The following is a 20,914-nucleotide window of genomic DNA, read 5'->3' on the forward strand; positions in this document are numbered from 1 at the left end:
CCTGAAAGTGGGCCGGTCCGAGCGGGGCTTTGATAACGAAATGGTGACAGGGAGCGATAGGGTGAAGTGCTATGAGTGAGAATGAGCTGATTATCTGGCTGCAGAAGTGGGTCGCGCAGGCCGTCGGTAGCGACGTTGCCGAGGTCGAGCCCACCAAGCCCTTGGAGACCTTCGGCTTGTCCTCCCGCGATGCCGTCATCATGACCGGGGAGCTTGAGAATCTCCTCGGCAAGCGCGTCGACCCGACCATCGCCTACCAGTACCCGACGATCGCCGCTCTCGCCTCTGCGCTGACAGCTCCGGAGGAAGAGGCGCGGCCCATTGAGCGTCGAGAAGCGAGCTCCACCCCGGGCGCGCGCGACATCGCAATCATCGGCTCTGCCGGCCGCTACCCGGGCGCGGACAACAACGACGAGTTTTGGCAGTTGCTTATCGACGGCCGCACGACCACAGGCCCCCTCCCCGAGGGACGCTGGTCCGAGTACGCCGGCGACCCGGTGGTGCGCTCGAAGATGGCGGAGGAGAACACCGCCGGCGGCTACCTCGAGGACATCGAAAGCTTCGACAACGAGTTCTTCGGGCTCAGCCCGCTCGAAGCGACGAACATGGACCCGCAGCAGCGCATCATGCTCGAGCTCGCCTGGGAAGCGCTCGAGAACGCGAACCTGCCCGCAAACTCCCTGCGCGGTGAGTCCGTGGGCGTGTTCGTCGGTTCCTCCAACAACGACTACGGCATGCTCATTGCCGCCGATCCCTCGCAGGCGCACCCCTACGCGCTGACCGGGTCGTCGAGCGCGGTGATCCCGAACCGCATCTCCTACACCTTTGACTTCCGCGGCCCCTCGGTCAGTGTGGATACCGCCTGTTCCTCCTCACTGGTCTCTGTGCACCAGGCCGTGCGCGCGCTGCGCGACGGTGAGGCCGACGTCGCGCTGGCCGGCGGCGTGAACATCATGGCGAACCCGTTCGCCTCGCTCATGTTCGCCGAGCTCGGCGTCATCTCCCCGACGAGCAGCATCCACGCGTTTTCCTCCGACGCCGACGGCATCGTCCGCTCCGAGGCCGCGGGCCTGATCGTGCTCAAGCGCGTCGAGGACGCGATGCGCGACGGCAACGAAATCCTCGCGGTGATCAAGGGCTGCGCCACCAACTCGGACGGCCACTCCAACGGGCTGACCGCGCCGAACCCGGACGCCCAGGTGGATGTGCTGCGCCGCGCCTACGCGGACGCCGGCATCGACCCGGCCCAGGTGGACCTCGTGGAGGCCCACGGCACCGGCACGATCCTCGGTGACCCGATTGAGGCCACCGCACTCGGAGCTGTTCTGGGCGCCGGCCGCGGCAACGCGAACCCGCTGCTACTCGGCTCGGCGAAGTCCAACATCGGCCACTCCGAGTCCGCCGCCGGCGCCGTCGGCCTAATCAAGGTGCTCGAGGCGCTGCGCAACGACACCATCCCGGCCACGGTCAACTACGCGGGGCCGAACGAATACGTCGACTTCGACGCCCAGCACATCGAAATCGTGGAAGACCCGCGCGAGTGGCCGCGCTACTCCGGCCGTCGCATCGCCGGCGTGTCCGGCTTCGGGTTCGGCGGCACCAACGCGCACGTCGTGGTCGCCGACTTCGACCCTGCCGACTACGACGCCGAGCAGGCCCCCGTCCCGGCGGAGCTCGTGGGCGGCGAGACCGTCGCGCTTCCGGTATCCGGCCTTCTGCCCTCGCGGCGCAAGGACGCCGCCGCTGCCCTGGCCGACTTCCTCGAGGACCGCGCCGACGCCGACCTCGTCCCCGTCGCGCGCTCGCTGTCCTCGCGCAACCACGGCCGCTCCGCCGCGGTGGTCCAGGCCGCAACGACAGCCGAGGCCGTGAAGAAGCTGCGCCAGGTCGCCGAGGGCAAGGTCGCCCCGGGCATCGCGGTTGCGGATTCGCCGAGCGCGCTCGGCCCCGTCTTCGTCTACTCCGGGTTCGGCTCGCAGCACCGCAAGATGGCCAAGCAGCTGATGGAGACCTCCCCGCTGTTCCGCGCCCGCATGGAGGAGCTCGACGCGTACGTCGAGTTCGAGGCCGGCTGGTCGATGCTGGAGCTGATCCACGACGACGAGCAGACCTATGACACCCAGACCGGACAGGTCACCATCACCGCGATCCAGATCGCGCAGACGGACCTGTTGGCGTCGTTCGGCATCACCCCGGCCGCCGTCATGGGCATGTCCATGGGTGAGATCGGCGCGGCCTACGCCGCGGGCGGCATCACTGCTCGCGACGCCATCCTCATCGCATGCCACCGCGCCCGTCTGATGAGCGAGGGCGAGGCAATGATCGCCGGCACCCCGCAGGAGGGTGCGATGGCTGTTGTGGAGCTCAGCCGCGACGACCTCGAGGCATTCATCGCCGAGCACCCGGAGGCGCAGGGCGCCGAGCCCGCCGTCTACGCCGGGCCGGGCATGCTCACAATCGGTGGGCCGTCCACCGCCGTTGACTTCATTGTCGAGGCGTTGGAGAAGGAGGAGAAGTTCTCCCGCAAGCTGCAGGTGCGCGGCGCTGGCCACACCAGCATGCTCGACTCGATCATGGGCGACCTCGCCGCCGAGCTCGCCGGGCTCGAGCCGACGCCGCTGGCCATCCCGCTGTTCAGCTCCGTGGACCGCGGCACCATCTACCGCGCCGGCGAGACCGTCCACACCGACGAGTACTTCCTGCGCATGACGCGCCAGCCGGTGTACTTCCAGGACGCCGTCGAGGCTGCTTTCAATGCGGGCCACACCACGCTCGTGGAGATCGCGCCGAACCCGGTCGCGCTCATGGGAATGATGAACACGGCGTTTTCGGTGGGCAAGCCGGATGCGCAGCTGCTGTTTTCCACCAAGCGCAAGGAGGACGAGGTCGGCACCTTGCTGGACCTCGCCGCCAAGCTCTACGTCCAGGGCGTCGACGTGGACTTCACGGGCTTCTACGGCCCAGGCACTGTCATCCCCGCGCCGCCGACGCCGTTTAGGCGCAACCGCCTGTGGACGAAAGCGCGACCCTCCTCAGCCGCCACCTCGCTGCTGGGCGCGAAGGTGACGCTGCCAGACAACACGGTGGCCTTCGCCACCCAGGCCGACCAGGTTTTCAGCCCGCACCAGCTGGTGGAGGCCGTGGCCGAGGAGGTTTCTCCGGGCGCGCGCGTCGTCGCGACCGAGGAGCACCGCTACCTGCCTGCCGACGGCGAGCTGACCACCATCGTCTCCACCTCGCTGGGCGGGACCAGCATCAAGATCTACGAGGGTGCTGAACTTGTGGTGGAGGGCTTCGCCACCGCTCTCGAGCTCGGTGAGGCGCGCTCGCTGCAGGGTGTGACCCCAGTGGCCCCGACTCCGGGACCGGGCATGGGCTTCACCGGTGCTGAGGACGACGGTGTTGAGGCGGTGCGCTGGGACCCGGACTCCGGCGAGACCGTGCGCGATCGCCTCCGCGCGATCGTCTCCGAATCCATGGGCTACGACGCCGACGACCTGCCGGACGAGCTGCCGCTGATCGATCTCGGCCTCGACTCGCTGATGGGCATGCGCATCAAGAACCGGGTGGAGAACGACTTCCAGATCCCGCCGCTGCAGGTGCAGGCGCTTCGCGACGCCTCCGTGGCCGACGTCATCGCCATCGTCGAGGACGCCGTTGCCGGTCGCCCCGACGCGGCCCAGCCGCTGCCGGAGAACTCCGAGACCCGCGACCCCGCAGCCGCCGCGCAGCTCAGCGAGGGTACGGAGGCCAACGCGCCGAAGCAGGGCGTGGGCGTTGCCCCGCGCGATGCTGCCGAGCGCATGGTCTTTGGCACCTGGGCTAAGCACACCGGTGCTGCCGCCGCGGGTGTCACCTCAACCCTTCCCGAGATCACCGCGGAGCAGGCAGTCGAGATCGCCGCGCACCTCGCCGAGCGCTCCGGCATCGAGGTCACCGCAGAGGACGTCACTTCCGCTGAGACGCTCGAGCCGCTGGCCAACCTGGTCCGCGCAGGACTGGAGACCCCGGTGGATGGCAACGTCCGCGTCTTCAACGAGCGCACCGAGGAGATGACCGCCGCGGGCGTGCCGAGCGTGTTCGCCTTCCACCCGGCCGGCGGATCGAGCAGCGTCTACCAGCCGCTCGCGCGACGTCTTGGCGACGGCATCCCCTTCTACGGCATCGAGCGCCTCGAAGGATCCCTGGAGGAGCGCGCCGCGGCTTACGTCGCGGACATCGAGCGCCTCTCCGCAGGTATGCCCGTGGTGCTTGCTGGCTGGTCCTTCGGAGGTGCGCTCGCTTACGAGGTCGCCCACCAGCTCGGCAACGACAAGGTGGCCTTCGTCGCGCTGCTGGACACCACCCAGCCGTCGCAACCGACGCCGAACACCCCTGAGGAGACGAAGAAGCGCTGGGAGCGCTACGCCGCCTTTGCCAAGGACACCTACGGTCTGGACTTCCCGGTGCCCTACGAGCTTTTGGAAAGCCACGGCGAGGACGCCGTTTTGGCCATGCTCGGAGAGTTCCTGGCCACCACCGACGCGTCCGAGCACGGCCTTGCGGCCGGTGTGCTGGAGCACCAGCGCGCCTCCTTCGTGGACAACCAGATCCTGGCCAACCTGGACTTCTCTCGCTGGGCCAGCGTGGATGTGCCTGTCATCCTTTTCCGCGCGGAGCGCATGCACGACGGTGCGATCCTGCTTGAGCCGGCGTACGCGCACATTGACGAGGACGGGGGCTGGGGCGCTATTGTGGACGATTTGAAGATTGTCCACCTGCCCGGCGACCACCTCGCCGTGGTGGATGAGCCGGCGGTGGGGACCGTCGGCAAGCATATGAAGGAATGGATTGACAATGTCGACAGCCTCTAAGCTCGCGGAACTGCGCGCGCGGCTGGAAACGGCCCAGGACCCGGGCTCGGAGCGCGCGCGCAAGCGGCGTGACGACGCGGGCCAGACCACGCCGCGCGACCGCATCCACGCCCTGCTTGACGAGGGCTCTTTCGTCGAGATCGGCGCGCTCGCCCGCACGCCCGGTGACCCGGACGCGGTCTACTCTGACGGCGTGGTGACCGGCTACGGTCGTGTCGACGGCCGGCCCATCGCAATCTACGCCCACGACAAGACCGTCTACGGCGGCTCCGTGGGTGTTACCTTCGGCCGCAAGGTCACCGAAGTGATGGAGATGGCCATCAAAATTGGCTGCCCCGTCGTGGGTATCCAAGACTCCGGCGGCGCCCGCATCCAGGACGCTGTGACGTCGCTGGCCATGTACTCCGAGATCGCGCGCCGGCAGTTGCCGATTTCGGGCCGCTCCCCGCAGATCTCGATCATGCTGGGCAAGTCCGCTGGCGGCGCCGTCTACGCGCCCGTGACCACGGACTTCGTCGTGGCGGTCGACGGGCAGTCCGAAATGTACGTCACCGGCCCCAACGTCATCCGCGAGGTCACCGGCGAGGACATTTCCTCGGCAGAGCTCGGCGGTGCGCGCATCCAGGAGCGCTCCGGCAACATCCAGGCCGTCGTTTCCTCGGAAGAAGAGGCGTTCGACTACGTCCGCGACCTGCTCGCGCACCTGCCTACCTCGGCTTTCGACGAAGCTCCCGTCGCGTGGGCGCCCGCCGACGAGGACCTGGATGATTCCGCGCTCGACACGTTCATGCCCGACGACACCAACGCGGGCTACGACATGCGCGAGCTGCTCGCTCAGCTTGGCGACGACGACGACCTGCTCGAAATCCAAGCCAACTACGCCGAGAACATGATCTGCGCCTTCGGCCGCATCGACGGCAGGACAGTGGGCTTTGTGGCCAACAACCCGATGCACTACGCAGGCTGCATCGACGCCGACGCCGCCGACAAGGGCGCGCGCTTCGTGCGCACCTGCGACGCCTACAACATCCCGATCGTCTTCGTCGTGGACACCCCCGGATACCTGCCGGGTGTGGACCAGGAGCGTCAGGGCCTGATCCACCGTGGCGCGAAGTTCGCCTTCGCGGGCGCGGAGTCCACGGTGCCGAAGGTGGCGCTCATCGTGCGCAAGGCCTACGGCGGCGCGTACGCCGTGATGGGGTCGAAGAACCTCTCCGGTGACATCAATCTCGCGTGGCCGACCGCGCAGATCGCGGTGATGGGTTCGGCGGCGGCCGTGGTGATGATCCAGGGCAAGCAGCTCGCGGCCATCGAGGATCCGGCGCAGCGCGAGGCGATGAAGAAGATGTTCATGGACTTCTACGACGAGAACATGACCTCTCCCTACGTCGCCGCGGAGCGCGGATTCATCGACGCGATGATCCAGCCGTCGGAAACTCGCCTCGCTTTGCGACGCGCCCTGCGCCAACTGGCCACCAAGCACCAAGCGGACCTGCCCAAGAAGCACACGATCAGCCCGCTGTAACGTAATTTGCGTTCATTGCGTTCAAACAATCAGTGACTCTGTAACTAAGAAAGGCTCTAGCCCATGCTCTCCAGCATCCTCGATATCGCCGGCGACCTGATCAACTACCTGTTCTGGACCGTCTCCGCGCTTGCCAGCGGCGACCCGCTGTACAACCTGGGCTCCAGCTTCCCGCGCCCGTAGTTTCTGCGCGTCTAGCGGCACCTGCTCCCCGGTGGGGGTGGGTGCCGCTTTGTCGTTCGTTTGCGGGGTCCGGAGCGAGTGACAAATGTGCCACGTTTAGCGTCGAATTTGTCCCTGGCCCGCCGGCCGGGCCGTTACTTCAGGATGAGTCGGGCGGCGCCGCGCCAGCCGAGCATGAGCAGAGCCGACATCGAACCGGCCACCACCACAAACGACCAGTGGGGCAGCTTGTCGCGGTAGAAGCCCCAAATCACCAAGCCGACGACCAGAGTGATGAGCCAGATGAGCCAGCCCCTGTCGCGGTGCACCGCGAGCCAGGCAAGGGCGAGACCGGCGGCGAAGGGGGCGAATGTCTCGAACCAGCCGAACAGGTTGAACGGCATGTCCGGGGTGCGGTGCGCCGCGCGGGCGAGAAGAGCGAACGCGGCGATGGCGACGTAGTCGGCGGCGATGGCGTAAGGCTTTTTCAACATGTGTGCGAGCCTAGCGCGCGGGGGCGCCGAGCATGAAGCCCCGCCCGGCATAGCGGGTGACGTAGACGATCCAGCCCAGGGCCGTGATGAAGGCGAAGGAAATGAGGCGGTAGAGGACGGTGGCGGCGGTGGCGTCGGCAAGCGAAAGCCCGGAGGCGACCATGACGCCGGCGGTGACTGCCTCGACCGTGCCGACGCCGCCGGGGGTGACTTGGGCGGCGCCGGCGAGCTTGGTCATCACGAAGGCTAAGGCGACGGTGCGCAGCGACGGCTCGCCGGTGACGGCCCAGGTGGCGAAGAAGAGGGTGGCGGCGTCGAGAAGCCTGTTCGCCAGGGAGAACATTGCGGTCAGCGCAAACGCGCCGCCGGACATGCGGATCGCGGAGATCTGGCCGACGACATCCTCCAGTCGGCCCTGCACGCGCTGCGGGGTCAGGCGCACCCCGCGGCGCAGCACGCCCGGGTTGCGCGTTGCCCAGAACAGAGCGGCCGCCACTGTGACCGCGACGGCGAGCGAGGCCGCCAGGGCACCCACTGACAGCGACGCGCCGAGAAAGATGACGCTGATGGCGCCGATGACCACGAGCCAGACGGTGGACAGGGCGCCGGAGATGACGAAGAACCAGCCGCACAGACCTGGCGACGCCCCCCACGCGCGGTGCACCCGGTACGTCAGCCACGCCGACAGTGCCGGCCCGCCGGGGATGGTGGTCGACCAGGCGTTGGAGGCCAACGTGATCGCGGTGCAGCGGCGTAGGCCGGTGATGCGGCCCTGGATGTTAATCAGCAACTGCATCGCCGCGGACATGGCGACGATGGAGGCGACGGCGCTAAGCACAGCCAGCGCCACGGCACGCGGGGAGGCGTGGCGCAGTGCCGACCACGCCTCGCCGAGGAAGGGCAGCTCGTCGCGGAACACGACGAGTCCGACGACGAGCAGCGCGACCGGGAAGAGCCAGCGCAGCCAGCGGACTGCGTCGGACACTAGCGCTCGAGCTCGCGTCCGTTGCGCGCGTCGATGCGCCGCATCAGCTCGTCGAAGGGGACGAGGTCGTCGTTTTCCGCAACGGAGACCCCGCCGCGGACTGGCACGGTGTCGACGACCATGTCGCTGATCGGCATCTCACCGGTGGGCGGGTGGGACTCGGCGAACTCGCCGGTGCCCGCGCCAGCCGTAGCTGCGGCAGGCAGAGGCGTGGAGTGCTCACCGAGCGAGGCGTAGGCGCGCTTGATCCAGCGCGGCGCCCACCAGTTGTCCTCGCGCAGCAGGTGCATGACGGCGGGCACGAGCAGCAGGCGGATGATCGTTGCATCGAGAGCGAGCGAGAAGATCATGCCGAAGGCGATGTACTTCATCATGACGATGTCGCTCATCGCGAACGCGGCGGCGACGACGATCATGATCGCGGCCGCGGCGGTGATGATGCCGCCGGTGTGCGCGGTGCCGTAACTGATCGCGTCGTCGGTGGATTCGCCGTTGTCGCGCGCCTCCACCATGCGCGAGACCAGGAAGACCTCGTAGTCGGTGGACAGGCCGTAGAGGATGGCGACGATGAGCACGAGCACCGGGCTCATCAGCGGGCCCGGGGTGAAGTTCAGAGGACCGGAGCCGACGCCGTTGACGAAGACGGCGGTGAGGAAGCCCAGCGTGGCGCCGATGCCGAGCACGTTCATGATCACGGCCTTCGCCGGCAGGAACACCGAGCCGAACAGCAGGGCCATCAGCAGGAAGGTGGCCACCACCATGTACAGCGCCATCCACGGCAGCTTCTCCAGCAGCGCCTCGATGGATTCGACCTCCATCGCCGGGGTGCCGGAGACGTACACGTCCACGCCCTCGGGGGCATCGATGGCGCGCAATTGCTTCACGACGTCCGCCCCACCGTTGCGGTCTGCGAGAGGCGCGGACAGGACCGTGGTGCCATCGGTCGTCGGGCGCGACGGCGCGAGCGGGGTGGCCAGGCCGGTGACCTGGCGCGTTTGCATGACGACGTCGACAAGCTGCTGGTTGTTAGCCCCGGTAACGACGAGCTTGACGGGGTCGGTGCGGAAGGCGGGGAACGTCTCGTTGAAGGCGTCCTGTGCCTGGCGGGTCTCCTGGCTCGGCGGCAGGTAGGACTCGTTGATGCCGCCGAAGGTGATGCCCACCATCGGGATTGTCAGCGCGATGAGCAGCAGCGAGACGCCGGTGGCGACGACCTTGGCGCGGCGCATCGCCCAGCGCGGCACCTTGTACCAGACGGTGTCCTCGATGCGGCGGCCGCGGCGCGAGGTGCGGCGTACTGACCAGCGGTCGATGTTGTGGCCGAGCATGCCGAACAGGGCGGGCAGAACGGTCACCGAGATAACTGCGGCGAGCACGACCGCGCTGATCGCGCCGTAGGCCACGGATTTGAGGAAGGCCTGCGGGAACATGATCAGGCCTGAAATAGCGACACCGACCATGAGCGCGGAGAAGAACACCGTCTTGCCGGCCGTGGTGGTGGTCACCGCCACGGCTTCCTCAACCTCGAGGCCGCGGTCGAGCTCCTCACGGAAGCGCGAGACCATGAACAGGCCGTAGTCGATGGCCAGGCCCAGGCCCAGCAGGGTGATGACCGACTGGGAGAAGATGTTGACCTGCTGGAACATCGCCAGGATGGACAGCAGCGACAGCGAACCCAGGATGGAGAGCACGCCGACGATCAGCGGCATGGCGGCGGCGATCACGCCGCCGAAGACGAACAGGAGGATCAACGCCACGAAGATCAGGCCGATTTTCTCGGCGCGGGCGATGTCGTTGGCCATGCCGTCGTCAAGCGCATCGGCGACAGCGGTGGCTCCGGCGACCTGGACGGTGGCGCCCTCGGGCAACTGCATGCGCTTGAGGTCGGCCTCGATGGTGCGGAAGTCCTTCAGCGTCTGCTCGCCGTCGCCGGCGAGCGCGATGGCGGCGAAAGCCCGGTTGCCCTCCGCGTTGACCTGCTGGGGGTTCGGGGAGGAGAAGTAGCTGGTCACCCCTTCGATCTGCTCCGGGTACTTCTCTTTCAGTGCGGTGATCTGCTGGTTCGCCGCGTCGAAGACGGGGCCCTGAGTGAGGCCACCGGGGGCGTCGACAAGCACGATGACGTCGCCCGAGTTGTCGCGGCCGAAGGTCTCCTCCTCAATGCGCGCGGCGGTGGTGGAGTCGGCGTGCGGATCTTCCCAGCCCTCCTGCGACATGCGCTCACCGAGCTTGGAGCCGAACAACACCTGGAGAAGCAGGATGACGGCGATGACGGCCACCGGGATGATCCGGCGGAACCTGTAGGCGAAATGGCCCCACTTGTAGAACACGTGCGTCCTCCTAGTTGTGGTCGCGCTCGCGCGTGTTGTGCAGCAGCGAGGTAAGCGGGCGGAACGGCTGCAGCCAGGCGCCTTCCTCCGGCAGTTGGTCCAAGTTGATGCGCGGCAGGGGCTCGCGGAACACCCCCGGGATGTCTTCGAGATCGACGAAGGTGATGTCCGGGTTGGACACCGCCCACGACGCGTGCTCGTGGAAGCCGATGACGGTCACCGGGATGCCGTCGGCGACCAAATCTTCGATGTCGGAGAGGAAGTTCTGCCCGTCCGCGGACGCGATGACCACGCCCTGCAGCACGCCCTCGTCGCGGCGGCGCTCGATGTGCGCGAGCATGTCCTTGTCCACGTCCGAGTCGTCGTCGCTCTTCGGCTTGGCAAACACGGCGAAACCGACGTTGCGTAGCGCCTCGACCCAGGGGCGGATCACGTCGGCGCCCTGTGGGGCGACGTTGGTGAACACGGTCGCCTCAGGCTCGACGCGCACGCCGAGCTCGTCCGAGCGCTCCGCCGCGCGCGCGATGAGCCAGCGGCCGATCGCGTCGAAGCGGGGGCGGTAGGCGGCGGTGGGCCGCCCGCCGAGGATGGCGCCGAGGCCCATGTCCAGGTTCGGGGCGTCCCAGACGAGCAGGACGCTCTCAGGGCCGGGGTTCGCGCCGGGCGAATACGGGTGGGTCATCGCGTGGAGGTCGCTCATGTCAGATCTTCTCCCAGAGGTATTCGCGGATCACGTGGTCTTTGTCCAGGCCCTTGCCTTCGAATTTGGTGATTACCTGGCGGTCGGTCAGCTGCGGCGCATCCGCCCACGGCCAGCCGCGGTAGGCCAGGGTCGGCTCGACCTCGACGAGCTCGTCGATCCACTCGGCGTAGCCGGCGTGGTCGGTGGCGACGTGCAGGACGCCGCCCTTCTTCAACCGCGAGGCGATGAGGTTGAGCGTGCCCGACTGCACGATGCGGCGCTTGTGGTGGCGCGCCTTCGGCCACGGGTCGGGGAAGTAGATGCGCACGCCGTCGAGCGACTCCTCCGGGAACATGCGGGCCAGCACTTCAACGCCGTCGCCACGGACCATGCGGATGTTGTTTATGTTGCCGCGCACCACGGCACCGAGCAGTTTGGCCAGGCCGGGCTTGTACAGCTCGACCGCGATGATGTTGGTGTCCGCTTCGAGGGGGGCCATGGCCGCGGTGGAGGTGCCGGTGCCGGAGCCGATCTCCACGATCGTGGGGTGGCCGCTGCGGCCGAACCATTCGTCGATGTCGATTTGTTCGTCGGCAAGCACGCGGCCGAGTCGGGGCCAGTGCTCGTCGAAGAGAGACTCCTGGTTGTCGGTGAGCGTTCCGCGCCTAAACGTCACGGAGCCGAGGCGTGGGTAATCAAGGCCGGTGTCGAACTCGGTCTGCAGTGGCCTGCCGGACGGGAGTTCGCCTACCCCGGGTCGATCATTATGGGAAATATCAGATCTATTCACTGTGTTAATTGTCCACATGACGTGGGCAGACGCAAGTTTCTGCGGTGTGTGGGAGCCGCTGGGTGACCCCCGGGGGCGAGTACCCCCATGAGGGGGTGTCAATCGGGTGTTGGAGCGGGCTGGGGTAGTTGACCTCGTGGGTAGAGGGACTAACCGCTGCTCACAGTATGAAAAGCCCCGCTGGACAGTGAGGGGCTCACCCATGTTCGGGGGTATGTGAAGGCGATCGGACGGCAGTTTTTCGGTGCAATAGATCACTGGTTATAACCGGATTTCAAGGATTGATGCCCGTGTTTATCCGGAATGACCGGCGTTTTCGATAACCTGGGTGCCTACCGATAATCTGCCTCGGCCACCCGCTGGGAATAACCAGTTGGGGCAACGGCCCGGACACGAGAGCAAACAGGAGAGCACATGGCCACTGCAGTCAAGGGCATGGCGCAGCCCGCGCCCACCGACAACGAGGAGCTTATTGCTTGGGTGAACGAAGCAGTTGAGCTGTTCCAGCCCGACAAGGTGGTGTTCGCCGACGGTTCCCAGGAGGAATGGGACCGCATGGCGCAGTACCTCGTGGAGAAGGGCACGCTGACCAAGCTCAACGAGGAGAAGCGTCCCAACTCCTACCTCGCGCGGTCGAACCCCTCCGACGTCGCACGCGTTGAGTCGCGCACCTTCATCGCCACCGAGAAGCAGGAAGACGCCGGCCCGACCAACAACTGGATGAAGCCGGAGGCTCTCAAAGAAGAGATGCTGGGCCACTTCCGCGGCGCGATGAAGGGCCGCACCATGTACGTGGTGCCGTTCTGCATGGGCCCGATCTCCGACCCGGACCCGAAGCTCGGCGTGCAGCTGACCGATTCCGAGTACGTTGTCATGTCGATGCGCATCATGACCCGCATGGGCCAGGAAGCGCTGGACAAGATCGACGGTGCCAACTTCGTCCACTGCCTCCACTCCGTTGGCGCACCCCTCGCCGAGGGTGAGCAGGATGTCGATTGGCCGTGCAACGAGACCAAGTACATCTCCCAGTTCCCGGAGACCAAGGAGATCTGGTCCTACGGCTCCGGCTACGGCGGCAACGCGATTCTGGCCAAGAAGTGCTACGCCCTGCGCATCGCCTCTGTCATGGCCCAGGAAGAGGGTTGGATGGCGGAGCACATGCTCATCCTCAAACTCACCTCCCCGGAGGGCAAGAACTACCACATCGCCGGCGCTTTCCCGTCCGCCTGTGGCAAGACCAACCTGGCGATGATCACTCCGACGCTGGAGGGCTGGACCGCCGAGGTCGTCGGTGACGACATCGCGTGGATGCACCTCAAGGAGGACGGTCTCTACGCCGTCAACCCGGAGAACGGCTTCTTCGGCGTGGCGCCGGGCACCAACTACGCCTCCAACCCCATCGCAATGCGCACCATGGAGCCGGGCAATACCTTGTTCACCAACGTGGCGCTTACCGACGACGGCGATATCTGGTGGGAGGGCATGGACGGCGAGGCGCCCGAGCACCTCATCGACTGGCGCGGTAGCGACTGGACCCCCGAGTCCGGCCGCGACGCCGCACACCCGAACTCCCGCTACTGCGTGGCCATCGAGCAAAGCCCCGCAGCGGCACCGGAGTTCGACAACCCGGAGGGCGTCAAGATCGACGCGATCCTCTTCGGCGGCCGCCGCGCGGATACCGTCCCGCTGGTGACCCAGGCATTCGACTGGACCCACGGCACGATGATCGGCGCGCTGCTCTCCTCCGGCCAGACCGCCGCCGCCTCCGAAGCACAGGTGGGCACGCTGCGCCACGACCCGATGGCGATGCTGCCTTTCATAGGCTACGCCGTGGGTGACTACTTCCAGCACTGGCTGAACATGGGTGCCAAGGGCGGCGACCGCATGCCGGCGATCTTCCTGGTCAACTGGTTCCGCCGCGGCGATGACAAGCGCTTCCTGTGGCCGGGCTTCGGCGAGAACTCCCGCGTTCTGAAGTGGATCGTCGACCGCATTGAGGGCCGCGTCGAGGCCGAAGAGACTCTCGTGGGCTACACCGCCCGCGCCGAGGACCTCGACCTGGACGGGCTGGACACCCCGATCGAAGACGTGCGCGAGGCGCTCTACCCGGACCCGGAGCTGTGGGCCGTCGACATCGAAGACTCCCGCAACTACCTCGAGGGCCTCGGCACCCGCGTGCCGCAGGAGATCTTCGACGAGCTGGACAAGCTTGAAAAGCGCGCTGAGGCGGCACGCGCCTAGCTGTACTTCCTCGTGACGTTGTGAATGCGTTGTGCGGGGGTTAGGCCGCCGATGGCGGTGTGGGCTCGATGGTTGTTGTAGTCGTGGAGGAAATCCGCGTACGTCTGCTGTCGGGCCTTTTCACTGCTGTAAGCACGTACGTAGGCCCACTCCTGCATCAACGTGCGGTTGAACCGTTCTACTTTCCCGTTGGTCTGCGGGCGATACGCCCTGGTGTAGACGTGCGTGATCTTTTCACCTAATGCGGCGTTGAACGCTTTTGACCGGTAGCAGGGCCAGTTGTCGGTCATCACCCGGGTCACCTCGATGCCATGTTCGGTGAAGAGCTGGCAGGCACGACGCATAAACCCGGTCGCAGTGTCCTTCTTCTCATCAGGCAAAATCTCCGAGTACACCATCCGGGAGTAATCATCGACGCCCGTGGTGCAGGTAGGAGTATCCCCGCCCTGAGGGCGCACCGCAACGGTGTGCTTTGCTGCGCTGGCGGCCTGCCCGGCGGTCCTGGGCAGAGCCGCGCCCATGGGCACGCCAGCCGCCGCCGTCGGGGATGCGGCCGAGCTTTTTGATGTCGACATGAACCAACTCACCTGGTTGGCTGTGCTCGTAGCGCACAGGTGGGGCTTTGCGCACCGGCAGGCCGGTGGCCTGGTCGATTAAGGCTAGTTTCGCCGTGTTGTAGCGGTAAAGGACGCGGCCCACGCTTGAGCGGGCAATTCCTAGGTGGTAGCCGATGCGGTGTGGGCCCCACTGGCGGGTGAACCGCAGTGTGATGATGCGGCGTTGGGTACGCATCGGCAGCTGGTGCGGGCAGGTGTGGGGCCGGCTTGAGCGGTCGGTGAGGGACTCGTCGCGGCGTGCGCGGCTTACCCACCGGTGGACGGTAGCTGGGGAGACGTGGAAGCGTTCGGCGACTCGGCGTTGTGCCGATCCGTGGGTGATGACCAGGTCGACCATTTTTGCTCTGCCGGTTGGGGTCAAAGGTGCGTTACGGTGTGTCATGGAAGCCTTTGGGGTTGGTGTTCGTGTCGTTACCTACACCTTTACCGGAGGCTTCCCCCGATTCTTGTTCACACCGTTCACAACCTCCCGGGGAAGTACACCTAGCGCTTGCGCAGCACCAGCACCAGGTTGGACACTCCGAACTCCCGCAGCAGCGGGACGTGGGTGATCCACCACGCCCACCGCGGGTGGTAGCGGGGGAAGGCGAGGACGAACTCGCCTTCCCCCGCTTTGTGTATCTCGCGGGCCCAGGCCAGCCCGTCGGCGGCGGAGACGCAGAAAAGCGAGGTGCCCCAGACGTTCTTCGGCTCGTGGCCGTGCTTTTTTGCGTAGCGACGCCGCGCGAACTCCCCGCCGACGTAGTGCTCCCACAGCCCCGTCTCATGCCCGCCGAACGGCCCGAGCCACACGGTGTAGGACACCACCACCAGCCCTCCGGGGCGGCAGACGCGCAGCATCTCCTCGCCCATGGCGCGCCAGTCGGGGATGTGCTCGGCGACGTTGGAGGAATACACCACGTCGAAGGAATCGCTGGCAAACGGCAGGGCGGCGCCGTCGCCGCGCACAGCGCCGTAACCGGTCACGCCCGCGGCACTCATCTCGGACACGCTCGGCTCCAGGCCCACATAGAACGCGTCCGAGAACGCGTCAGCGAAGTAGCCGGGCCCGCCGCCGACGTCGAGGATGCGGGTGCCGCGGAGTTTGTCTCCGGTGATGTCGGACGAAAGGGCGTCGAGAAGCGAGCGGGTGTCCCTGGCCAGGCCGGAGTAGAAAATGGCGGGGCGGAACTGCTCGTAGGCGAAGGACCGCAGCAGCCGCATGGAGCGACGGAGCGTGGCGAGGCGGCGGGTACGGTACATGGCTATGAAGATACTTCTCCTCTGCTGGCGCGACACGACCCACCCGCAGGGCGGCGGGTCCGAGCGCTACCTCGAGCGCGTGGGGGAGTACCTAGCGCAGCAGGGCCACGAGGTCATCTACCGCACCGCGAAGCACACGGACGCGCCGCGGCGCTCTCGCCGCGGCGGGGTGCGCTTTGAGCGCGCCGGCGGGAAGTACGGCGTGTACCTGCTCGCCCCGCTGTCGGTGTGGCGCCACCACCCGGATGTCATCGTGGACACACAAAACGGCATTCCGTTCTTCGCGCGCGCCTACTCCGGCGCTGAAACCGTGCTGCTCACCCACCATTGCCACAAGGAGCAGTGGCCGGTCGCCGGGCCCGTCATCGGGCGCCTCGGGTGGTTCTTGGAATCGAAGGTCGCCCCGCGCGTCTACCGCGGCGCAAGGTACGTGACCGTCTCGGAGGCCTCGCGCGCGGACCTGATCGCCCTCGGGGTCGCCGAGCGTGACGTCGCGATTGTGGAAAACGGCGTCGACCCGGTGCCGGATGAGGTGCCGGTGCTGCCTGACGACGGCCTGACCCACGTGGTGACCCTGTCGCGGCTGGTGCCGCACAAGCGTCTTGAGCACGCCATCGACGCGATTGCCGAGGTCGACGGCGCGGTGCTCGACATCATCGGTTCCGGCTGGTGGGAGGACACGCTGCGCGAGTACGCCGAGCCCTACGGCGGCAAGGTGGTCTTCCACGGCCACGTCAACGAGGCGCACAAGCACGCCCTGTTGGCTCGCGCTGCGCTGCACCTCATGCCGAGTGCCAAGGAGGGCTGGGGCATCGCGGTCACGGAGGCCGCGCAGCACGGCGTGCCCACCATCGGCTATCGGGAGGCCGGCGGCCTGCGCGACTCGGTGCGAGACGGCGTTACCGGGCGCCTCGTGGACAGCAAGGGTGACTTTGTCGCGCTGACCAGGCAGTTGCTTGACGACGCCCCATCGCGCACCGCCCTCGGCGCCGCCGCGCAACAGTGGGCCGAGGGGTTCTCCTGGGAGGAGACCGGGCGCAGGTTCGCGCGTCTGCTGCGCCCGGCTTAGATAGCACTGTGCCCCGGAACCGCGTGGGTTCCGGGGCACAGGATGCTTAACGTGCGGAGCTCTTAAGAGGTGAGCTCGCCGTCGCGGAGGCGATCGCGCATCTCCGCCTCAACGAGGACGGGGACGAAGTCTTCGATAACGGCGCCCTCACGGTGAGCGGCGACGACACCATCGAAGGTGTTGGCGATCTGGTTTGCGTCGTACTTGTCGGACCAGTCGTTCATGAGGTCCTCGCGAATGTTGCGCAGGGCGCGCTCGCGGATGATGCTGAAGTCAATGTTGTTGGTCATAGCTAGCTGCCTTTCTTGTCGTTCTTGTGCGCCAAAAGTTCGTTTGTCTCTGCTTCTGCAAGGACGGGGATGAAGTCGGTGATCGTTGCCTCGGCCTGGTGGTGTGCCAGGACGTTGTCGAACGTCTCCTTCACTTCTGCGTCGCTGTAGCGTCCGCTCCACTTCTTCACAAGGCCGCGGCGTACCCGCTTGATCACCCTGTCAGTTATGGCGTTGGTCATTTTCAGATCACCCTTTCGGTCCATCTCGTTGGCGGTAAAGATGCGGTGCATCTCCGGTCACGCCCTTGCGTAACCTTTTGTTTAACTGATGTTTACTTTAGGGCGGCACACCGACACTGGCAAGGTCAAGGAACGTGGGAAGGCTCCATTTATTGAAAAGTTCCCACTAAATTGCTCAAATGTGCTGGTCGCGGCGTTAATTACAATTAAATAACAGTGGTGGGTGACGTGGCACTAACGTGAATATAAATCGTGTCCGGTATCGGTTAAGGGGCGGTTAACGGCGGCGGCGCTTCGTTAACTTTGCCGTAAACGTGAGTACGGGAACCGCCAGCCACACCCCAAATGGCACCAACGCCAGCGGGCCGATACCCCGCGCTGGGGCCCCGGTTTCCACGGCGCGACCGTCGGGGTACACCACCACGCCGATTCCCAGATCGCGCAGAGCGCCTAGATTGCCCCGATTTCGCAGTGCCGCGGCATCGGCGGGGTCGTCCACCAGCGCGTTCGCCGCAACCCAGCGCGGCGACGCCTGGTCCACCACCACTCCGTCAACCACCAGCTCTAAGGGCTCGATGGTGTTCATCAACTTGGTCACCGGATCGACTACGGGTGCGCCATCGGCGCGCAGCTGGAGCATGGGACGGTCGACGAAGAAGACGTCGCGTCCGCGGTGGTCCACCTCCGGGAATGCGGGTGCCTCCACTGGCCGCAGAACATGGATGGCAGCAGGAGCGTCCGGCACCTGGAGCAGCGCGAGCGCGAGAGCTGCGGCCGCACCTCGTGCGGGCAGGGCGCCCGCCGCCGCGACGAAAGCCGGGATGCACAGGATGAGCCACTTCTGGCCGTCGCGAAGCAGGCCACCGCCGGGAATAGAGGTCACTGCCCAGGTCAGCGCGCCGCACGAGGAGAGCACTGCAACGGCGAAACCTAGAGCAGCGAGCAGAAGCAGGCGGCGCGGCACACCGCGCCACCCCAGCGCGAGGACTGCCGCCAAGGCGACGCCGAACACCGCGAACCCCAGCGAGCGCGAGGGCGGCACGGCAGCGCCGTTCCAGATCCCGCCGAGGCCCGCCAGTGCGCCGAGGGTGCCCACCCACGCCTCCGCGCGGGGCGCGAACGCGCCAGCCGACGCCGCGGACGCCGTCCCCGCGCCGCCACCGGAGACGACCCCAGCAACAACCCAGGGCAGGCACAGCGCCGCGGAGACCCCGGCCGCCATTCGCGACGGCGCGGCGAGCAGACCCGCGATTGCGCCCGTCGGGGTCAGCGACATCAGCCAGCGGGCGCCGACAGCTGTGGAGGCGGCCGCCAGCGGGATCAGCCACGCCGCGGCCGCGAGCGACCATTGCCCTTGGAGGAGGCGCTCCACCACGAACGGGTTCCACACCGCAACCGTCATCGCGGCCGCGCGCCCACACGCGGTGCGCGATGACCGCCAGCCCGCCCACGCGGCGCCGCAGGCGGATAGAACCATGATCACCCGCACGGCGAGTACGGGAAACGGAACGATTCCGAGCAGCGCGTCCTGGGGGACGTTGCGGGCTGCGGCGTCACCGAAGCCGAGCGAGGCGCGGGTTAACTCCATGCCGGGAAGCACCATCATGTCGCGCAGCGCGAACGCCTCGCCCGGAAGGAAGAACGGCCATGTCAGGGAAAGGACCAGGACAAGGCCCCAGGCCTTAGCGGCGGACAATGCAGATCGCCAGCCAGGCCAAGGTCAGCACTGCGACGAGCCTGGTCACGAACGCGAGGACCTGCAGGGCGCGCAGGACTGCAATCTCACGCTGCGCCTCAGCGAGCGCCTCGGCGCGCGAGGCCTCGGACAGGCGGAAGTAGCCGTCGACCGGGCCGCCGGAGGTCGCCCACGTCTCGTCGAGCACGTGGCCCGTGCTCCTTTCCAAATCGATGACGCGCTCGGCGCGGTAGTCGCCGTCAGCAATGGAGGCGCGGTACTTGTTCGTTTGCACCCCGCCGACGTTTCCCGGCCCCACGTAGTCGAGGGGTACTGCCTCGCCCGCGAAAGGATCGACGTAAGGGTAGGTGCGCCGCTCCGGCTGGTAGGGGAAAAAATACGTCAACCCGTCCCGGTCGCGCACCGGGAAGGTGGAGGCGACATTGGCGGTGTAGGAATCGCGGTACTCGGTGGCGTCGATAAGCACACGCGCGGCGATGTCCACCTCGTCGTCCTCGGCCCCGGGGCTCAAGGTGGTTTCGACAGTCACCGGCACGGGCCCGTCGTACGTGGAGACGAAGAAACCCTCGTGCGGCAACGCGCGCTGGCTCGAGATGACAACCGGCGCGATGAGATTGAGCGCGAAGCATACGAGGAGCACGGCCCCGGCAATCCAGGCACGTCGGACTCCTAGAATGAACACATCAGAAACAATAACCTACTGCCGGAACTCGAGGGCCTGCGCGCCGTGGCCGCCCTCGGGATCCTGGTCACGCACGTGGCGTTTCAGACGGCGACGGACTCGCCGGTGCTCGCGCGCTTCGACTACTTCGTCGCGGTCTTCTTCGCGCTCTCCGCGTTCCTCCTCACGCGCGGAACTCCGCGGCCGGGCTATTACTCGCGACGCCTCGCGCGCATCGCCCCCGCATACGTCGTGTGCGTCATCATCGTGGCACTCGTGCTGCCCGAGCTTTCGCTTCTCGACGCCCCCACCTTCCTCGCCAACCTCTTCCTCGCGCAGATTTATGTCCCCGACGCCCTCGTCGCGGGCCTGACCCAGATGTGGTCACTGTGCGTGGAGGTGGCGTTCTACCTCGCGCTGCCGCTCTACCTGGCGCTGCGCCCACGGGCACGCGTGGTGTTCTTAGCCGCGGCGGTGCCGTTGTCCCTGCTGTGGCCCTGGTGCGTCGAGTCCGTGGACTGGGTCAACATGCAGATCTGGCCGCCGTCCTATGTGCCGTGGTTTGCCGTCGGTCTGGCAGCAGCCGAGTTGGAGCGCCGAGGCGTGCGCTGGCGGTGGCCGCGCTGGCCGATCGTGCTGCTCTTCCTCCCGCTGGCCTGGCTCGGCGGGGTGCTGGGCCCGCAAGGATTGGAGCACCCGAGCCCGCTAGAGTTCAACGTTCGCGTGCTCATCGGTGCGGCGTTCGCCGCGGTCGTGGTCGTTCCGTTCGCGCTGGGCCCGCGTGACGACGGGCTGCTCGCCTCACCGGTGATGACCAGGCTCGGTCGCTGGTCCTACTCGATCTTCCTGTGGCACGTCGCGGTGCTGTCGTTCGCGTTCCCAGTGCTCGGGGTCGACGTGTTCGGCGGGCGTTTCCTCCCCGTGCTGCTGTTCACCGCGCTGGCCAGCACCGCCGTGGCGTACGTGTCCTACGAACTCGTGGAAGTGCCCGGCGCACGAGTGGTGCGCCGGGCATGTGACCGGGTCGGACGGAAAGGCCGCGTGGACGCCTAAAAC

Annotated in this window: 15 protein-coding genes and 1 pseudogene; 5 read left to right on the forward strand and 11 right to left on the reverse strand. The window is 66.9% G+C overall.

Annotated features, from left to right (window positions below):
- Window positions 1–71 precede the first annotated feature (71 nt).
- Together pks13 and VVR41_RS03165 are read left to right on the forward strand one after the other, a co-directional pair.
- Complete coding sequence (gene pks13, locus VVR41_RS03160; protein ID WP_368523562.1) at window positions 72–4,853, forward strand: polyketide synthase Pks13; 4,782 nt, start codon at window positions 72–74, stop codon at window positions 4,851–4,853.
- On the forward strand, window positions 4,837–6,378 hold the full coding sequence (locus VVR41_RS03165) for an acyl-CoA carboxylase subunit beta (RefSeq protein WP_321101629.1): 1,542 nt from the start codon (window positions 4,837–4,839) through the stop codon (window positions 6,376–6,378). Before pks13 ends, VVR41_RS03165 begins: the two co-directional genes overlap by 17 nt.
- A 317-nt stretch (window positions 6,379–6,695) precedes the next feature.
- Here the strand turns inward: VVR41_RS03165 and VVR41_RS03170 are convergent, their stop codons facing one another.
- Genes VVR41_RS03170 through trmB form a run of 5 tightly spaced genes read right to left on the reverse strand, consistent with a single transcriptional unit; the run spans window position 6,696 to window position 11,839 of the window.
- Window positions 6,696–7,034 carry a DUF3054 domain-containing protein gene (locus VVR41_RS03170; protein WP_368523563.1) on the reverse strand — a complete coding sequence of 113 codons (339 nt, stop codon included), beginning with the start codon at window positions 7,032–7,034 and terminating at the stop codon, window positions 6,696–6,698.
- Window positions 7,035–7,044: 10 nt separating this feature from the next.
- Window positions 7,045–8,019 carry a YbhN family protein gene (locus VVR41_RS03175; RefSeq protein WP_368523564.1) on the reverse strand — a complete coding sequence of 325 codons (975 nt, stop codon included), beginning with the start codon at window positions 8,017–8,019 and terminating at the stop codon, window positions 7,045–7,047.
- Window positions 8,019–10,349, reverse strand: a complete 2,331-nt coding sequence (locus VVR41_RS03180) for an MMPL family transporter (protein ID WP_368523565.1) — start codon at window positions 10,347–10,349, stop codon at window positions 8,019–8,021. The genes VVR41_RS03175 and VVR41_RS03180 overlap by 1 nt, the downstream gene beginning before the upstream one ends.
- Before the next feature lie 10 nt (window positions 10,350–10,359).
- Window positions 10,360–11,049, reverse strand: coding sequence for an NYN domain-containing protein (locus VVR41_RS03185; protein WP_321101637.1), 690 nt, complete (start codon window positions 11,047–11,049; stop codon window positions 10,360–10,362).
- A 1-nt stretch (window position 11,050) separates the two neighbouring features.
- Complete coding sequence (trmB, locus tag VVR41_RS03190; protein ID WP_368523566.1) at window positions 11,051–11,839, reverse strand: tRNA (guanosine(46)-N7)-methyltransferase TrmB; 789 nt, start codon at window positions 11,837–11,839, stop codon at window positions 11,051–11,053.
- 396 nt (window positions 11,840–12,235) lie between these two features.
- Between trmB and VVR41_RS03195 the strand changes: the two genes are divergently transcribed.
- Window positions 12,236–14,062: a phosphoenolpyruvate carboxykinase (GTP) gene (locus VVR41_RS03195; RefSeq protein ID WP_368523567.1), complete on the forward strand. Its 1,827-nt coding sequence runs from the start codon at window positions 12,236–12,238 to the stop codon at window positions 14,060–14,062.
- On the opposite strand, the pseudogene VVR41_RS03200 reads toward VVR41_RS03195, so the two are convergent.
- Together VVR41_RS03200 and VVR41_RS03205 are read right to left on the reverse strand one after the other, a co-directional pair.
- Window positions 14,059–15,061: pseudogene (locus VVR41_RS03200) on the reverse strand (IS481 family transposase). The gene VVR41_RS03195 and the pseudogene VVR41_RS03200 overlap by 4 nt on opposite strands.
- 101 nt (window positions 15,062–15,162) lie before the next feature.
- Window positions 15,163–15,921: a class I SAM-dependent methyltransferase gene (locus VVR41_RS03205; protein WP_368523568.1), complete on the reverse strand. Its 759-nt coding sequence runs from the start codon at window positions 15,919–15,921 to the stop codon at window positions 15,163–15,165.
- Window positions 15,922–15,925: 4 nt separating this feature from the next.
- Between VVR41_RS03205 and VVR41_RS03210 the strand changes: the two genes are divergently transcribed.
- The gene (locus VVR41_RS03210) at window positions 15,926–16,990 is read left to right on the forward strand and encodes a glycosyltransferase family 4 protein (protein ID WP_368523569.1); all 1,065 of its coding nucleotides are present in this window, start codon (window positions 15,926–15,928) and stop codon (window positions 16,988–16,990) included.
- A 62-nt stretch (window positions 16,991–17,052) separates the two neighbouring features.
- Here VVR41_RS03210 and VVR41_RS03215 read toward each other — a convergent pair whose 3' ends face one another.
- The 4 genes from VVR41_RS03215 to VVR41_RS03230 form a co-directional block, all read right to left on the reverse strand.
- Window positions 17,053–17,280 (reverse strand): three-helix bundle dimerization domain-containing protein, encoded by a 228-nt coding sequence (locus VVR41_RS03215; protein ID WP_321102625.1) that lies wholly within the window; start codon window positions 17,278–17,280, stop codon window positions 17,053–17,055.
- A 2-nt stretch (window positions 17,281–17,282) separates the two neighbouring features.
- Entirely contained in the window at window positions 17,283–17,552 is a 270-nt protein-coding gene (locus tag VVR41_RS03220; RefSeq protein WP_321102626.1) for a three-helix bundle dimerization domain-containing protein, read from the reverse strand.
- Window positions 17,553–17,778: 226 nt separating this feature from the next.
- Entirely contained in the window at window positions 17,779–19,197 is a 1,419-nt protein-coding gene (locus VVR41_RS03225; RefSeq protein WP_368523570.1) for a hypothetical protein, read from the reverse strand.
- Window positions 19,184–19,879 (reverse strand): porin PorA family protein, encoded by a 696-nt coding sequence (locus VVR41_RS03230; protein ID WP_368523571.1) that lies wholly within the window; start codon window positions 19,877–19,879, stop codon window positions 19,184–19,186. Before VVR41_RS03230 ends, VVR41_RS03225 begins: the two co-directional genes overlap by 14 nt.
- 18 nt (window positions 19,880–19,897) lie before the next feature.
- On the opposite strand from VVR41_RS03230, the gene VVR41_RS03235 reads away from it, so the two are divergent.
- Window positions 19,898–20,911, forward strand: a complete 1,014-nt coding sequence (locus tag VVR41_RS03235) for an acyltransferase family protein (protein WP_368523626.1) — start codon at window positions 19,898–19,900, stop codon at window positions 20,909–20,911.
- Window positions 20,912–20,914 lie beyond the last annotated feature (3 nt).

Origin of the sequence: Corynebacterium sp. LK2510, assembly GCF_040946405.1 — a bacterium.
Classification (GTDB): Bacteria; Actinomycetota; Actinomycetes; order Mycobacteriales; family Mycobacteriaceae; genus Corynebacterium.

What these genes read in the sequence shown, in the direction of transcription:
- pks13 (WP_368523562.1), top strand. Translation starts at nt 72, where the DNA reads ATGAGTGAGAATGAGCTGATTATCTGGCTGCAGAAGTGGGTCGCGCAG.
- VVR41_RS03165 (WP_321101629.1), top strand. Translation starts at nt 4,837, where the DNA reads ATGTCGACAGCCTCTAAGCTCGCGGAACTGCGCGCGCGGCTGGAAACG.
- VVR41_RS03170 (WP_368523563.1), bottom strand. Translation starts at nt 7,034, where the DNA reads ATGTTGAAAAAGCCTTACGCCATCGCCGCCGACTACGTCGCCATCGCC.
- VVR41_RS03185 (WP_321101637.1), bottom strand. Translation starts at nt 11,049, where the DNA reads ATGAGCGACCTCCACGCGATGACCCACCCGTATTCGCCCGGCGCGAAC.
- trmB (WP_368523566.1), bottom strand. Translation starts at nt 11,839, where the DNA reads ATGTGGACAATTAACACAGTGAATAGATCTGATATTTCCCATAATGAT.
- VVR41_RS03195 (WP_368523567.1), top strand. Translation starts at nt 12,236, where the DNA reads ATGGCCACTGCAGTCAAGGGCATGGCGCAGCCCGCGCCCACCGACAAC.
- VVR41_RS03205 (WP_368523568.1), bottom strand. Translation starts at nt 15,921, where the DNA reads ATGTACCGTACCCGCCGCCTCGCCACGCTCCGTCGCTCCATGCGGCTG.
- VVR41_RS03210 (WP_368523569.1), top strand. Translation starts at nt 15,926, where the DNA reads ATGAAGATACTTCTCCTCTGCTGGCGCGACACGACCCACCCGCAGGGC.
- VVR41_RS03215 (WP_321102625.1), bottom strand. Translation starts at nt 17,280, where the DNA reads ATGACCAACAACATTGACTTCAGCATCATCCGCGAGCGCGCCCTGCGC.
- VVR41_RS03220 (WP_321102626.1), bottom strand. Translation starts at nt 17,552, where the DNA reads ATGCACCGCATCTTTACCGCCAACGAGATGGACCGAAAGGGTGATCTG.